General features: G+C 66.0%; 10 protein-coding genes. 4 read left to right on the top strand and 6 right to left on the bottom strand.

Going from position 1 to position 14,952, the window contains the following annotated elements; genetic code table 11:
• Positions 1-11: 11 nt before the first annotated feature.
• Positions 12-1,943 carry a DUF1302 domain-containing protein gene (locus D3880_RS04900; RefSeq protein WP_119892386.1) on the bottom strand — a complete coding sequence of 644 codons (1,932 nt, stop codon included), beginning with the start codon at positions 1,941-1,943 and terminating at the stop codon, positions 12-14.
• A gap of 228 nt (positions 1,944-2,171) precedes the next feature.
• Positions 2,172-3,854, bottom strand: a complete 1,683-nt coding sequence (locus D3880_RS04895) for a fatty acid--CoA ligase (RefSeq protein ID WP_119892385.1) — start codon at positions 3,852-3,854, stop codon at positions 2,172-2,174.
• Between the two features lie 181 nt (positions 3,855-4,035).
• On the opposite strand from D3880_RS04895, the gene D3880_RS04890 reads away from it, so the two are divergent.
• Positions 4,036-5,211: a thiolase family protein gene (locus D3880_RS04890; protein WP_119892384.1), complete on the top strand. Its 1,176-nt coding sequence runs from the start codon at positions 4,036-4,038 to the stop codon at positions 5,209-5,211.
• A 327-nt stretch (positions 5,212-5,538) separates the two neighbouring features.
• Here D3880_RS04890 and D3880_RS04885 read toward each other — a convergent pair whose 3' ends face one another.
• Both D3880_RS04885 and D3880_RS04880 read right to left on the bottom strand, forming a co-directional pair.
• Positions 5,539-6,051 (bottom strand): DUF934 domain-containing protein, encoded by a 513-nt coding sequence (locus D3880_RS04885; protein ID WP_119892383.1) that lies wholly within the window; start codon positions 6,049-6,051, stop codon positions 5,539-5,541.
• On the bottom strand, positions 6,048-7,718 hold the full coding sequence (locus D3880_RS04880) for a nitrite/sulfite reductase (RefSeq protein ID WP_119892382.1): 1,671 nt from the start codon (positions 7,716-7,718) through the stop codon (positions 6,048-6,050). The genes D3880_RS04885 and D3880_RS04880 overlap by 4 nt, the downstream gene beginning before the upstream one ends.
• A 394-nt stretch (positions 7,719-8,112) precedes the next feature.
• Here D3880_RS04880 and ccoG point away from each other — a divergent pair, with 394 nt between their 5' ends.
• Positions 8,113-9,528: a cytochrome c oxidase accessory protein CcoG gene (gene ccoG, locus D3880_RS04875; protein ID WP_119892381.1), complete on the top strand. Its 1,416-nt coding sequence runs from the start codon at positions 8,113-8,115 to the stop codon at positions 9,526-9,528.
• Positions 9,529-9,592: 64 nt separating this feature from the next.
• A complete protein-coding gene (gene mapR / locus D3880_RS04870; protein WP_119892380.1) occupies positions 9,593-11,002 on the top strand; it encodes a GntR family transcriptional regulator MpaR in 1,410 nt (469 codons plus the stop codon).
• A 425-nt stretch (positions 11,003-11,427) separates the two neighbouring features.
• Here mapR and D3880_RS04865 read toward each other — a convergent pair whose 3' ends face one another.
• The gene (locus D3880_RS04865; protein ID WP_119892379.1) at positions 11,428-12,057 is read right to left on the bottom strand and encodes a LysE family translocator; all 630 of its coding nucleotides are present in this window, start codon (positions 12,055-12,057) and stop codon (positions 11,428-11,430) included.
• Between the two features lie 105 nt (positions 12,058-12,162).
• Positions 12,163-13,740, bottom strand: a complete 1,578-nt coding sequence (locus D3880_RS04860; RefSeq protein ID WP_119892378.1) for a sensor domain-containing diguanylate cyclase — start codon at positions 13,738-13,740, stop codon at positions 12,163-12,165.
• Positions 13,741-13,893: 153 nt separating this feature from the next.
• On the opposite strand from D3880_RS04860, the gene D3880_RS04855 reads away from it, so the two are divergent.
• Positions 13,894-14,853: a 2-hydroxyacid dehydrogenase gene (locus D3880_RS04855; protein ID WP_119892377.1), complete on the top strand. Its 960-nt coding sequence runs from the start codon at positions 13,894-13,896 to the stop codon at positions 14,851-14,853.
• The last annotated feature ends 99 nt before the right edge of the window (positions 14,854-14,952 follow it).

Here is a 14,952-nt window from a genome sequence, read left to right as displayed (position 1 = left end):
TTCTGGTCTGCTTAGAAGTTCACGCCGAAGCTGAGCGCCAGGAAGTCGCGATCGATCGAGGTGTTGTAGGTGCCACCGAAGAAATCGGTGTAGGACAGGCTGGTGGTGTAGGTATTCTGGTATTCGGCATCCAGACCCAGGCTGACCGCCTTGTTGCCTTCGCCGAACAGGCCGTTGGGGCCATAGCCGTCGACATCGTGGGACCAGCTGACGCTCGGCTTGAGGTTCACCCCGGCGAATGCGTCGTTGTAGTCCCAGATCGCGCGGGCGCGATAACCCCAGGCGGTGCTGGTGACGAAGCCGTCGTCTTCGCAGTATTTGCTGACGTTTTCGGCGGTCGCGCTACCCAGAGTGCCGGCATTGAGGATCTGACACTGCCCGGCCGGCAGCGGACCGGGCCCGAATACCGGGTCGCGGCCATAGCGCGCCTCGCTGGTGCTCTCCAGTCCACCGGTGCGGACCACGCCGACCTCGCCCACCAGGGTCAGACGCTCGGCGCCCATCACCTGATCGACGAAATGCGTGAAGGTGGTCTGGAACTGGGTGATTTCCTTGCGGCGATAACCGTGCAGGTCAGTACCCGGCGAGCCTGACAGGACCGACACGCTCGGGTTGAGCGGAGTCAGGCCGGCGAACAGGATATCGGTGGTGTTCAGCTGCACCGGAGCATTCGGACGATAGCTCACCTCGCCGCTCCAAGCGGTGCCGGTGGGCAGGGTGGTGGCGAAGCTCAGACCGTAAAGCTTGATGTCTTCCGGGTACTCGATGAAGTACTGGGAATTGCCGGCTACGATCAGAGGCGCCACCTGCGTGGCGACCGCCCCGGCCAGCCGTGCTGGAACGCCAGCTGCCACCAGTTGCGGGCCAAGCCCACTCGGGTTGCGCGGATTGAGCAGGCCGAAGGTGCTGGCAGGCGCAGCCGAGCCGCTGAAGACCGGCGCGCGGCTGTGGTAGTTCATGAAGTAGGCGCCGAACTCGGTATCCAGCGGCTCGAACAGATAGCGGAACGCCATGCCCCACTGGCCATCGTCATCCGCGTCGCGGTCGGGACCACGGCGCACGATCACCCCTTCATCGGGGTTGCCCCAGCTCACGCCATTGTTCTGCAGCACGCCGGTTACCGGCCGTGCCAGCGGGCCAAGCGCCCCAGCCAGGGCTTGCTGGGTGCGCAGCACGGCCAGGTTATCGTCACAGCCATCGGCCACCACGTCCGGCTGGGAGAAGAAGGTGCCGCAGTTGTCGATAACGGTCTGATCCCACTCCAGCTGATAGAAGGCTTCGGTGGAGAGGTTCTCGGTCAGGCTCTGCGACACATAGAACATGTTGACCGGGATCAGGCCTTCCTTGATCTCGGCGCCGGGACGGCGGAAGGCGGAGACGTCGACCGGGTTGATCGAGTTGATGCTGTTACCGATGAAGGTGCTCTCGCCCCAGCTCACCACCTGCTTGCCCAGACGCACGGAGCCCGGCTGATCGGCAATGTCGTAGTTGTGGTAGACGAAGGCGTCGAGAATCTGCGCGCCGGAAGACTTGGCGCCTTCCTTACGGCCGTCGTCGTCGATGTCCTTGAACAGGCGGCTCTCGTCCTTCAGCTCGAAGTCGTACCAGTACTTGCCGCGGACGAACACGCCGGTGTCGCCGTATTTCAGCTCGAGGTCGTGGATGCCCTTGAAGATCTTCGAAAAGGTTTCGCCCTTCTTGAAGTTCAGGTGGCCGTCATCGGAGGTTTGCGACAGGCCATCGCCGCCGTTGTTGACCCCGATCAGATCCGGATCGGCGCCACGCATCGACCAGCTGGCGCCCACGGACAGCGCAGAGTCGAACTGACCTTCGATTTCACCGATGTTGAAGTTAACGGCGAATGCCGGGGACGCGAGGGTGGAAGCCAGGCTGACGGCCAGCGGCAATTTCGCCAGGCGCCAGAACGCTCTTGTTGTTGTCATCGACGCTACTCCATGTGTTTTTTTGTTATGGATGAGGCGGACTATAACCAGGGGTTACTACCTCTTGATCAGCCTAAAGTGTGATTTGCACAGCCAACCACTCTAGCCCGCGGGTTAAAACCCCATGCCCAGGGCTAACCCTAGACCAAACTCACCCAAAAGGAGCAAAAAACCAGGCAAACGCTTGTTTGGGAGGACGGCCGCCCAGGCGCAGGGCGGCCGAAATGCTTAAAGCGTGGAGAGGAAGGTGCTACCGCTGGCCTGCCATTGGGCGATATCGGCACGAATGCGTTTCTTATCCAGCTTGCCCACACTGGTCTTGGGAATTTCGGTAACGAAGGCGATCTGTGAGGGAATCGCCCACTTGTTGATCAGCCCTTGTTCGACGAAAGGCTTGAGATGCTCCTTCAGCCCCTTGGCCTCCAGGGCGGCACCTTCACGCAGCACCAAGAGGGCAAACGGCCGCTCGCCCCACTGCGGATCGGGCACGCCGACCACCGCCACTTCGCGCACCGCGGCATGCCGGCTGATCAGGTCCTCCAGCTCCAGCGAGGACAACCACTCGCCGCCGGTCTTGATCACGTCCTTGATGCGATCGCGGATCTCGATGAAGCCCATGCTGTCGAGGGTGGCCACGTCGCCGGTGTGCATCCAGCCGCCCTGCCACAGCTCGGCGCCCTTCTCCGGTTCGCGGAAGTAACCCGCGGTCAGCCAGGGCGCACGCAGCACCAACTCACCCTGCGACTCGCCATCGGCCGGCAGGAACTGGCCGTGGTCGTCCATGATCGCCGCCTCGACCAGCGGCACCGGGATGCCGGCCTTGATCCGGTAGCTGGTGCGCTCGTCCTCGCTGCCGGCCTGCAGCTGCTCGTTGAGATAACCGCAGGAGATCAGCGGGCAGGTCTCGGACATGCCATAGGCGGCGGTCAGCTGGATGCCGCGCGATTTGGCGAGGTCGTACAGCGAGCGGTTCAGCGCGCTGCCGCCGATGATCATCTTCAAACCGCCGAAATCGTGGCCCTGGGCGGTGGGCGCATTGAGCACCATCTGCAGGATGGTGGGCACGCAGTGGGAGAAGGTCACGCTCTCCTCGCGAATCAGGCGGCACAGCATGTCCGGCTCGTAGCGCCCCGGATAGACCTGCTTGACCCCGAGCATGGTGGCCACGTAGGGCACGCCCCAGGCGTGCACGTGGAACATCGGGGTGATCGGCATGTACACATCGTCGTTGCCCATCAGGCGGATGCTGTCCAGGCTGCCGACCGTCGCGGCCATCGACAGGGTGTGCAGCACCAACTGGCGGTGACTGAAGTACACGCCTTTCGGGTTGCCGGTGGTGCCGGTGGTATAGAAGGTGGTGGCCACCGAGTTCTCGTCGAAATCGGGGAAGGCGTAGTGCGGGCTGGCCGCCGCCAGCAGGCTCTCGTATTCGCCGACCAGGTTGGGCAGAGCGGCGTGCTTGTCGGCCGCGTCGGTGAGCAACAGGGTCTTCTCGACGGTGCTCAGCTGACTGGCGATGCCCTGGTAGAGCGCCACGAACTCGCTGTTGACCAGCACAAACTTGTCCTCGGCATGATTCATGGTGAACAGAATCTGCTCGGGCGAGAGGCGGATGTTGATGGTGTGCAGCACCGCGCCGATCATCGGGATGGCGAACATGCACTCCAGGTAGCGGTGGCTGTCCCAGTCCATCACCGCCACGGTATCGCCGGCCTTGACCCCGGCCGCGCTGAGCACGTTGGCCAGGCGCGCAACCCGCTCGTTGAAGGTGGCGTAGCTGTAGCGCACGCTGTCGCGATAGACGATCTCGCGGGTCTTCTCGTAGCGGCTGCCGGACAGCAACAGGCGCTTGATCAGCAACGGGTATTGGTAAGCGTTGTCTGCGGGTTGGATGACACGGGTCTGCAACATGGGAATTACCTGCACGCATGCTTGTTGTTATATGACTGTGGCGCACTCTAGAGCCCTGTGCCTGTACATAAATCAGTCAAAAGAATGATTTGCCGAGTGACTCTTCTGCCACTTTTGGTCACGGGGTAGAATCCGGGTAGTTAGGCCGGTCGCGGCCTTCCATCCGCAGAGGAAGTTTGTGATGTCCGATATCGTCATTGTCAGTGGTGCCCGTACCCCCATGGGCGGGTTCCAGGGCAGCCTGTCCAGCGTCAGCGCCGTCGAGCTGGGTGCCATCGCCATTCGCGAAGCCGTGGCCCGCGCCGGCATCGCGCCGGCCGACGTGCAGGAAGTGATCATGGGCTGCGTGCTGCCCGCCGGTCTCAAGCAAGGTCCGGCCCGCCAGGCCGCCCTGAATGCCGGCCTGCCCAGCACCGCCGGCTGCACCACCATCAACAAACTCTGCGGTTCGGGCATGAAGGCGGTGATGCTCGCCCACGACCTGCTCAAGGCCGGCACCAACCAGGTGATGGTCGCCGGCGGCATGGAAAGCATGTCCAACGCCCCCTATGTCCTCGAGAAGGCCCGCAGCGGCCTGCGCATGGGCCATGGCGAGATCAAGGACCACATGTTCCTCGACGGTCTGGAAGACGCCCGCAGCGGCCGCCTGATGGGCTCCTTCGCCCAGGAGACCGCCGACAAGCACGGCATCGGCCGTGAAGAGATGGACGCCTACGCCATCGAGTCGCTGCAGCGCGCCCAGACGGCGATCAAGAATGGTGCACTGGCCGCCGAGATCGTCCCGGTGACCGTCAGCAGCCGCAAGGGCGAAGTCCTGGTCAAGGACGACGAGCAACCGCTGAACGCCAACCTGGACAAGATCCCCGGCCTCAAGCCGGCGTTCAAGAAAGACGGCACCATCACCGCCGCCAACGCCAGCTCGATCTCCGACGGCGCCAGCGCCCTGGTGCTGATGACTGCCGAGGAAGCCACCAAGCGCGGCCTCAAGCCGCTGGCCAAGATCGTCGGCCACGCCACCCAGAGCCAGGACCCGAGCGAGTTCACCCTCGCCCCGATCGGCGCCATGACCAACCTGTTCAAGAAGACCGGCTGGAGCAAGGACGACGTCGACCTGTTCGAGATCAACGAAGCCTTCGCCATGGTCACCATGCTGGCCATGCGCGAACACGGCCTCGATCACGCCAAGGTCAACGTCTATGGCGGCGCTTGCGCCCAGGGCCACCCGGTTGGCTCGACCGGCTCGAGGATCATCATCACCCTGATCAACGCCCTGAAGAACACCGGCGGCAAGCGCGGCGTGGCCTCGCTGTGCATCGGCGGCGGCGAAGCGACGGCGGTGGCGGTCGAACTGCTCTGATCACCTCACCGTAAAGACCAAAAAGCCCCGCCGATGCGGGGCTTTTTGTTTTTATCCCCTCGCCCCTCCGAGGGAGAGGGCTAGGGAGAGGGGCGGAGCGCTCAGGTCAACGCCTTTCCCGGCCTGATTTCCCTCTCCCCCAGGAGCCGGAGCGGCGCGGTGGTTGTGACACGTGACGAGGACATAGCCTGTGTTTGACCTACACGGCTCAGCCACCTGCGCGGATAACCTCGAGGCGCCTGAGTAGGATGGGTTGAGCGCAGCGATACCCATCGGCATCGGTTCCTTGGGTATCGCTGCGCTCAACCCAACCTACGGCTCTACCCCTCAGCGGCGGCGGAATAGCGGCCGCGGCTCGATCACCGAGCGGCCATAGAGCACGCTCATGCCGGCCAGGCCGAGCAGGGCATCGTCCACCGACTTGTCGGCGCGCACGGCGAAGGCATCGAAACCGCACTGGCGCATGTGGCTGAGCTGGTCGCGCAGCACGTCGCCGACCGCGCGCAACTCGCCGCGCCAGCCCAGGCGCGAACGCAGCAGGTAGGCCTGGCTGTAGCCGCGACCGTCGCGGAAGCTGGGAAAGTCCACGGCGAGCAGCGGCAGCGCCGGCAACAGCTCGCCCAGGCTTTCCGCATCGTCGTCCGGTGCCAACCACAGGCCGTCGGCACTGACGGCCAGCCCGGCCAGCACCGCGGCGCTCTGCCGCGTGCGCCACAGCTCCAGCGGCAGGATCAGCGGCCCCGCCGGCTCGTCCGCCGCCTGCGCCTCGCGCACCAGCCGCCAAGGATCGTCGGTGACGATTTGCGCCACACCGTCCAGCAGCTTGATCAAGTTGTTCATGCCGGCTGCTCCTGCTGGCGATAGACCCGCGCCTTGAACGGCTCCAGGCCGATGCGCGCGCAGGTGTCGACGAACGGCTCGCCCTCGTCGCGCTGTTCGAGATAGACCTGAATGACCCGCTCGATCACCTCCGCCACCTCCTCGGCGCTGAACGCCGGGCCTATCACCTTGCCCAGCGCGCTGGCATTGCCCTGGGCGCCGCCGAGGGTGATCTGGTACCACTCGCTGCCGTTCTTATCCACGCCGAGGATGCCGATATTGCCGATGTGGTGGTGGCCGCAGGCGTTCATGCAGCCGGAGATGTTCAGGCTCAGCGCACCGATGTCGTGCAGGTAGTCGAGGTCCTCGAAACGCTGCTGGATCGCCTGGGCGATGGGGATCGACTTGGCGTTGGCCAGCGAGCAGTAGTCGCCGCCCGGGCAGGCGATGATGTCGCTGAGCAGGCCGATGTTCGGCGTCGCCAGCCCGGCCGCGCGGGCCTGCTGCCAGAGGGCGAACAGCTCGGTCTGGCGCACGTCCGGTAACACCAGATTCTGCTCGTGGCTGACGCGGATTTCGCCGAAGCCGAACTGCTCGGCCCAATCGGCCACCGCCTCCATCTGCGCGGCGGTGACATCGCCGGGCGGCGCGTTCGGGCCCGGCTTGGTCGACAGCACCACGCTGGCGTAGCCGGCCACCTTGTGCGGCTGCACATTGCGCGAGGCCCAGCGGGCGAACGCCGGCTCGCGCTGCAATTGGCTGCCGAACTCCAGGTCGATGCCGGCCTGCGGCGCATAGGCCGGTGGCTGGAACTGGCCGGCGACCCGCGCGTATTCCTCGGGCGTCAGCTCGGCCGGGCCGTCCTTGATCTGCGCCCACTCCTCTTCCACCTCGCGGGCGAAGGCCTCGATACCCAGCGCCTTGACCAGGATCTTGATCCGCGCCTTGTACTTGTTGTCGCGCCGGCCGTGGCGGTTGTACACCCGCAGGATCGCCTCGACATAGCTGAGCAGATGGCGCCACGGCAGACCGTCGCGGATCGTGCTGCCGATGATCGGCGTGCGCCCCAAACCGCCGCCGACCAGCACGCGCAGCAGCAGTTCGCCCGCGTCGTCGCGGTACAGGTTGATGCCGATATCGTGCACCTGCACCGCCGCGCGATCCTGCTCGGCGGCGTTCAGGGCGATCTTGAACTTGCGCGGCAGGAACAGGAATTCCGGGTTGACCGTCGACCATTGACGCAGGATTTCCGCCAGCGGTCGCGGGTCGACCAGCTCGTCGGCGGCCACCCCGGCGAAGGCCTCGGTGGTGACGTTGCGCACGCAGTTGCCGGAGGTCTGGATCGCGTGCATCTCCACCGCGGCCAGCTGTTCGAGGATGTCCGGCACCTGCTCCAGCTCGATCCAGTTGAACTGGAGGTTCTGCCGCGTGGTGAAGTGGCCGTAGCCGCGGTCATGCGCGCGGGCGATCTGCGCCAGGGTGCGCAGCTGCCGCGCCGACAGGGTGCCGTAGGGAATCGCCACGCGCAGCATGTAAGCATGCTTCTGCAGGTACAGGCCGTTCTGCAGGCGCAGCGGCAGGAACTCCTCCTCGCTCAGCTCGTCGCCCAGGCGGCGGCGGACCTGATCGCGGAACTGCGCGACGCGCTCGCGCACCAGCGCATGGTCGTAATGGTCGTATTGATACATCGGCTGCCTCGCACATCTGGATGCCTAGGCACTATGCGCAAGACCAACCAGGCAAAACAGCCGCAGATCGAGCAGAAAAATACGGAGCAGATGACCTAGGCTGGGCTGCGGCACGAAACCCAGCAACAGCAAAAGCCACGCCCCAGCACAGCTTTTGTCGGGTGGGTTAGCCGCGCAGCGGCGTAACCCACCAGCGGCGCCGCCCTGGACATCGGCGTCCAACCTGGTCGGTGGGTTACGCCTACGGCTAACCCACGAATCTGACCACCAGCACATACTTCACTGCTCTTGGTCGCCATCTGATCTGGTTTTTATCCATCAACCTGAGTCTGTTATCGACACAGCCGTGCTCGCATAGTGCCCGCCAGTTGAAGCCTGAAGAGCCCTACAGCCCATGAGCGAGCGCATCCCCGCGCAGATCGTCGAGAGTATCGACCCGCGCCAACCCGTCCGCCTGACGCCATCCCTGGCCGGCGGGCCGATCCACACCCGCAGTTTCAGCGGGCGTTTCCGCAACCTGCGCCGCTACGGCGCCGGCCTGCTGCTCCTGCTGTTCTTCGGCACCGCCTGGCTGGACTGGGACGGCCGCCAGGCGGTGCTGTGGAACCTCGCCGAACACCGCTACTACATCTTCGGCGCGACCTTCTGGCCGCAGGACTTCATCCTGCTGTCGGCACTGCTGATCATCTGCGCCTTCGGCCTGTTCGCCATCACCGTGTTCGCCGGCCGCGTCTGGTGCGGCTACAGCTGTCCGCAGAGCGTGTGGACCTGGATCTTCATGTGGGTGGAGCGGCACACCGAGGGCGAGCGCCACCAGCGCATCCGCCTGGATGCCGCACCCTGGTCGCCGACCAAGCTGCTGCGCCGCAGCGCCAAACATTTCCTCTGGCTGGCGGTGAGCCTGGCCACGGCGCTGACCTTCGTCGGCTACTTCACGCCGATCCGCCCGCTGGCACTGGAACTGCTGCGCCTGCAACTGGAAGGCGCCACGCTGTTCTGGATCCTGTTCTTCACCACCGCCACCTACCTCAACGCCGGCTGGCTGCGCGAGAAGGTCTGCGTGCATATGTGCCCCTATGCGCGCTTCCAGAGCGTGATGTTCGACCGCGACACCCTGACCGTCGCCTACGATGCCGCCCGCGGTGAGCGCCGCGGCCCGCGCAAGAAGGACAGCAACCACCGCGCCGAAGGCCTGGGCGACTGCATCGACTGCCAGCTGTGCGTGCAGGTCTGCCCCACCGGCATCGACATCCGCGACGGTCTGCAGGTCGACTGCATCGGCTGCGCCGCCTGCATCGACGCCTGCGACTCGATCATGGACAAGATGGGCTACGCCCGCGGCCTGGTGCGCTACGCCTCCGAACGCGTGCTGCACGGCGGCACCAGCCACCTGCTGCGCCCACGCCTGCTCGGCTACGCCGGCGCCCTGCTGCTGATGCTCGGTACCTTCGTCTGGGCCCTGGACGAGCGCCCGCTGGTGTCCCTCGAGGTCGCCAAGGACCGCAGCCTGTTCCGCGAGAACGCCGCCGGACAGATCGAGAACGTCTACCGCCTGAAGCTGATCAACAAGACCCAGCAACCGCAGCGCTATGCCCTGAGCCTGCTGGATGAGGCGCACTTGCGCCTCGATGGCCCGCGCCAGTTGAGCCTGGCGGCGGGGGAAATCCTCGAGGTGCCGGTGAGTGTGACCCTGACCGCCGCGCAGGCGCCGGGCGGTACCACGCCGCTGCATTTCCAGGTGCGCAACCTGGCCATGGCGGATGAACGGGCGCAGGCCGACAGCATCTTCATCGTCCCGCGGCTGCGCTGACCATCGCATGGCCGTGCCACTCGCCGTAGAGTGTGGGCACCTGCTGGCCGCCCGCACGGATACGATGAAACGCTACGAGAAATTCGCCGACCAGATTGCCCAACTGATCCGCTCCGGGATGCTCGCCCCCGGCGACAAGGTGCCCTCGGTGCGGCATGCCAGCCGTACCTACGGGGTCAGCCCGTCCACCGTGTTCCAGGCTTACTACCTGCTGGAGGACCGCGGGCTGATCAGCGCCCGGCCGCGCTCCGGCTACTTCGTCCGCGAACTCGCGCAGCACCCACTGGCCGAGCAGGAAACCAGCGCCCAGAGCGCGCGCACCACCGCGGTGGATGTCAGCGAACTGGTGTTCTCCGTGCTCGACTCGCTGAAGGACCCGCACACCGTGCCCTTCGGCTCGGCCTTCCCCAGCCCCGAACTGTTCCCCCTGCCGCGCCTGGCCCGCTCGATGGCCCACGCCCTACGCGACATGCCGGCGCACGCGGTGATCGCCGACATGACCGCCGGCAACCCCGATCTGCGCCGGCAGATCGCCCTGCGCTACATGGTCAGCGGTGTGCGCCTGGCGCTGGAGGAGTTGGTGATCAGCAACGGCGCGCTGGAGGCGCTCAACCTGTGTCTGCAATGCGTGACCAGCCCCGGCGACCTGGTGGCCATCGAGGCGCCAGCCTTCTACGCCACCCTGCAGGTGCTCGAACGCCTGCAGCTGCAGGCGGTGGAAATCCCCGTGCACCCGCGCGAAGGCATCGACCTGGCGACCCTGGCCGACAGCCTGGCGCGCCTGCCGGTCAAGGCCTGCTGGTTCATGAGCAGCCTGCAGAACCCGCTCGGCGCGAGCATGAGCGAGGAGAAGAAACGCGCGCTGTATGAGTTGCTGCAGCAGCATCAGGTGCCGCTGATCGAGGACGACGTGTACGCCGAGCTGTACTATGGCAGCCAGCCGCCGAAGCCGGTGAAGAGCTTCGACCGCGACGGCCTGGTGATGCACTGCGGCTCGTTTTCCAAGAGCCTGGCGCCGGGTTACCGGGTCGGCTGGGTGGCCGGCGGCCGCTATGCCGAGCAGATCAGCCGGCTCAAGCTGATGACCACCATCTCGCCCTCGGTGCCGGCCCAAGCGGCGATCGCCGACTACCTGCAGCACGGCGGCTACGACCGCCACCTGCGCAAGCTGCGCCACGCCCTGGAAAGCCAGCAGGATGCCATGCTCGCCTCCGCCGCCCGGCATTTCCCGCCCGGCACGCGGGTCAGCCGGCCCAGCGGCGGCTACTTCCTGTGGTTCGAATTCCCCGAGGCGGTGGATTCCCTGCAGCTGTTCCAGTTGGCCCTGGCCCAGGGCATCAGCCTCGCCCCGGGGCCGATCTTCTCCGCCACCCGCGGCTTTCGCAACTGCGCGCGGCTGAACCACGGCCACCCCTGGACGGCGCAGAGCGAACGGGCGATGGAAGTGCTCGGGCGGATTCTCGCGGCGTTTTGAGCCGCGATTGCGAGTTAGAACCTGTTTACGATCTCGCGAGCTAGAGTCAAACAAGGCGAAAACGGCTGAGGAAGCGGAGTTTACGCGTTGTAAATGAGCATTCCGAAGCCGTTTTCAACGCAGTTTGACCGACGCGCAGCAGATCGTAGACAGGTTCTTAGAACCTGTTCAACGTCTCGCGAGCCGAGCGCCGGACCTGGCCATCGGTGGAAAATGCTCCGCAGTTTTCCACCCTACACGGACTGGCAGGCTTGGTAGGGTGGATACCGCTTTGCTTATCCACCCTTACGCCGGCAGAAAATACTCACGGGCGCAGGCTTGGTAGGACCGTAGGATGGGTTGAGCGCAGCGATACCCATCAGCGGCAACCGCGTGGGTATCGCTGCGCTCAACGCCACCCTACCAGCTAGCGCTCCGTGATCACCTCAGCGCAGCTGGGTAAACGCCAGCTTGACGCCCAGGGCGATCAGCACCGCACCCATCGCCCGGTCGAACCAGTGGCCCATGCGGGCGAAACCGGCACGCACCCGCGCCTGGCTAAACAGCCGCGCCACCAGGCAGAACCACAGCGCGGTGGCCAGCGCCAGGTAGACGCCGTAACCGGCCTGCACCAGCAGCGGGGTGTGCGGGTCGATCACCACGGTGAACAGCGAGAGGAAGAACAGCGTGGCCTTGGGATTCAGACCGTTGGTGACGAAGCCGGTGACGAAGGCGCCGCGCGCGCTGCGCTCCAACGGCGCGTCGGTGGACGACTCGAGGCTGGTCGTCGCCGGCTTGGCGCGCAGCGCCTTGATGCCGATGTACAGCAGGTAGGCCGCCGCCAGCCATTTCAGCGCGTTGAACAGCAGGACCGACTGCGACACGATCAGGCCGATGCCCAGCAGCGAATAGCCGACATGCACGAAGATCCCGCCGCCGACCCCCAGCGCCGTCCAGGTACCGGCGCGGCGGCCGTTGGCCACGCTCTCGCGCACCACGATGGCGAAGTCCGGCCCCGGGCTGGCCACGGCCAGCAGGTGGACCAGCGCCACGGTGAGAAATTCCGTCCAGTACATGAGGTTCTCCAGCATCAACAGACGGCCAGCTTAGCCCCGGTGCGTCAGGATCGACAGATACAGTTGGCCGCGCACTGACCCGCTCACGCCGGTGGCGGGCTGCGCTCAGAGCTTTTCCTTGAACAGGCTGACATCGAAGCCACAGACCCGGTTGCGGCCCTTGGCCTTGGCCCGGTACAGCGCGCGGTCGGCACAGTGCAGCAGTTGCGCGGCGCTCTCGGCCTCGCCGGTCGGGATCAAGGCATGCACGCCGGCACTCAAAGTGACCAGCCCCAGCGGGCTGCCGGCATGGACCAGGCCCTGGCTCTCCAGGGTCTGGCGGATCTGTTCGGCAACCACCAGGGCGCCCGCCATGTCGGTTTCTGGCAGCAGCACGCAGAACTCCTCGCCGCCATAGCGCGCGGCCAGATCGCCCGGGCGCTTCTGCCCGCCACGGATGACCTGCGCCACGCTGCGCAGGCACTGATCGCCGGCGCTGTGACCGTACAGGTCGTTGAACTGCTTGAAATGGTCGACATCCAGCATGAGCAGCGCCAGTGGCCGCTGATGCCGGGCGGCGCGCAGCACCTCCTCGTCCAGCGCGGCCATGAACTGGCGGCGGTTGGCCAGGCCGGTCAGCTCGTCCTCCAGGGCCAGCTTCTCCAGGCGCTGGTTGAGCGCCGCCAGACTGTCGCGGGCGCCGAGCAGCTCCGCCTCGGTGGCCAGCCCGGCCTTGATCAGGCGGGTCAGATGAAAGCCGAGCAGACCCAGCAACAGCGCCAGCGCGGTGGCCACACCCAGTTGCACATAGGCATCCTGGCGCCAGTTGGCCAGCACCTCGGCCTGCGACAGCGCCGCCGTGGCCACCAGCGGGTAGTGCTCCAGATGGCGATAGCTGTACAGGCGTACTTCGCCGTCCACCACGGAGGTGAGTGTCGCATTGCCGACCGGGCTGCGCGGCAAGTGCTCGCGGAAGATCGGCCCCGTGGCCAGGCTGGCGCCGATCAGGCGCTCCATATAGGGGTGGCGCACCAGCACCGTGCCATTGTCCAGGGTCAGGGACAGGGCGCCACGCCGGTTGATGTCGAACGTGCCGTAGAAGCGCTGGAAATAGCCCATGTCCACAGTAGCGAGGACGACGCCGGCGAACCGCCCGTGGGCATCCTCGAGGCGGCGCGAGATCGGAATCACCCAGGCCCCGGTGATGCGGCTGCGCACCGGGGCGCCGATATGCGGGCCACGGTCGGGGTTGTCGCGGTGGTAACGGAAATACTCGCGGTCGCTGGTGTTGGCCGCGGCCGCGCTCTGCTCGAAGGAGCTGCTCAGCCAACGGCCGTCGCGGTCGTAGGCGAACAGGCCATGCAGCTCCGGTGATGCGTCGACCAGCAGCCGCAGCAGACGCTGCAAGCGTTGCAGCGCCTGGGGTGCCATGCCGTCCACGTCCAGGCGCTCGACCAGGCCGACGAGCATGGTGTCGACCTTTTTCACGGTATCCTGGGCGTGCCGGGCCAGGGCGTAGGCGAGGTTCGCGGTCTCTTTCTGCGACTCCTCGAGCTGAACACTGCGGGCATTCCAGATCATCCAGGCGACGCCGGCGATCAGCGACAGGCCGACCAGCACGACGAACACGCGTGCCAGTGGCAGCACCGCATGTGGATCTAGCAGGCGCAGGACGCGCGGAGGGCGGGGATGCGGATCAGTCATGGGCCACTGCTGGAGTACCGGCTGCGTGTTGGTCGCATAATAAGCGACTGGCTGCCGCGCTCATACCACCGAAGGTGCAATGGCCTGGCGCGAGCAAGCGGTTATCCTGTAGCGCAGGCTTGCCAGGCTTCACTCGAACAGGAACCCCGCCCCATGAACAGCCGTGCCGTGTTTCTCGACTATGCCTCCCTCGATCTCGGCGATCTCGACCTCGGCCCGCTGCGCCAGGTGTTCGGCGAGCTGATCCTGCATGACGAAAGCGCGCCCGAGCAGATCGACGCGCGCCTGCAAGGCGCGCAGGTGGCGATCTGCAACAAGGCGCCGCTGAGCGCCGCCACCTTCATCGCCTGCCCGCAACTCAAGCTGGTGCTGGTCGCCGCCACCGGCACCAATAATATCGACCTGGATGCCGCCCGTGCCCATGGCGTCAGCGTCTGCAACTGCCAGGGCTACGGCACGCCCTCGGTGGCCCAGCACACCCTGATGCTGCTGCTGGCCCTCGCCACCCGTCTACCGGACTACCACGACGCGGTGCGCGACGGCCGCTGGCAGCAGGCCCGGCAGTTCTGCCTGCTGGACTACCCCATCGTCGAACTGGAGGGCAAGACCCTCGGCCTGCTCGGCCACGGCGAGCTCGGTGGCGCGGTCGCCCGCCTGGCCGAAGCTTTCGGCATGCGCGTGCTGCTCGGCCAATTGCCCGGCCGCCCAACACGAGCCGACCGCGTGGCGCTCGATGAACTGCTGCCGCAGGTGGATGCCCTGACCCTGCACTGCCCGCTCACCGAGCACACCCACAACCTGATCGGCGCCGACGAACTGCAACTGATGAAACCCGGCGCCTTTCTGATCAACACCGCGCGTGGCGGCCTGGTCGACGAGCAGGCGCTGGCCGACGTCCTGCGCAGCGGCCACCTGGGCGGCGCCGCCACCGACGTGCTCAGCCAGGAGCCGCCGCGCGCGGGCAATCCGCTGCTGGCAGGCGACATTCCGCGGCTGATCGTCACCCCGCACAGCGCCTGGGGCAGCCGTGAGGCGCGGCAGCGCATCGTCGAGCAACTGACCGAGAACGCCGAGGCGTTCTTCGCCGGTGCAGCACGGCGCCTGGTCAGCTAACAGGTGGTTGTAGAACGTCGCGAGCGAAGGCTAGACAAGGCGCAACCACCAACGGGAGTAACAGCCGCAGGCTGGCCCGAAGGGTGAGCGCCAGCGAAT

It is taken from the genome of Pseudomonas cavernae, assembly GCF_003595175.1.
GTDB classification, from domain to species: domain Bacteria; phylum Pseudomonadota; class Gammaproteobacteria; order Pseudomonadales; family Pseudomonadaceae; genus Aquipseudomonas; species Aquipseudomonas cavernae.
The sequence above is the reverse complement of the archived record's forward strand: the minus strand, read 5'-3'. Positions and strand labels throughout refer to the sequence as shown.

Coding starts and splice junctions, on each gene's coding strand:
- D3880_RS04865 (WP_119892379.1), bottom strand. CDS start 12,057: ATGTACTGGACGGAATTTCTCACCGTGGCGCTGGTCCACCTGCTGGCC.
- ccoG (WP_119892381.1), top strand. CDS start 8,113: ATGAGCGAGCGCATCCCCGCGCAGATCGTCGAGAGTATCGACCCGCGC.
- D3880_RS04890 (WP_119892384.1), top strand. CDS start 4,036: ATGTCCGATATCGTCATTGTCAGTGGTGCCCGTACCCCCATGGGCGGG.
- mapR (WP_119892380.1), top strand. CDS start 9,593: ATGAAACGCTACGAGAAATTCGCCGACCAGATTGCCCAACTGATCCGC.
- D3880_RS04885 (WP_119892383.1), bottom strand. CDS start 6,051: ATGAACAACTTGATCAAGCTGCTGGACGGTGTGGCGCAAATCGTCACC.
- D3880_RS04860 (WP_119892378.1), bottom strand. CDS start 13,740: ATGACTGATCCGCATCCCCGCCCTCCGCGCGTCCTGCGCCTGCTAGAT.
- D3880_RS04900 (WP_119892386.1), bottom strand. CDS start 1,943: ATGACAACAACAAGAGCGTTCTGGCGCCTGGCGAAATTGCCGCTGGCC.
- D3880_RS04895 (WP_119892385.1), bottom strand. CDS start 3,854: ATGTTGCAGACCCGTGTCATCCAACCCGCAGACAACGCTTACCAATAC.
- D3880_RS04880 (WP_119892382.1), bottom strand. CDS start 7,718: ATGTATCAATACGACCATTACGACCATGCGCTGGTGCGCGAGCGCGTC.
- D3880_RS04855 (WP_119892377.1), top strand. CDS start 13,894: ATGAACAGCCGTGCCGTGTTTCTCGACTATGCCTCCCTCGATCTCGGC.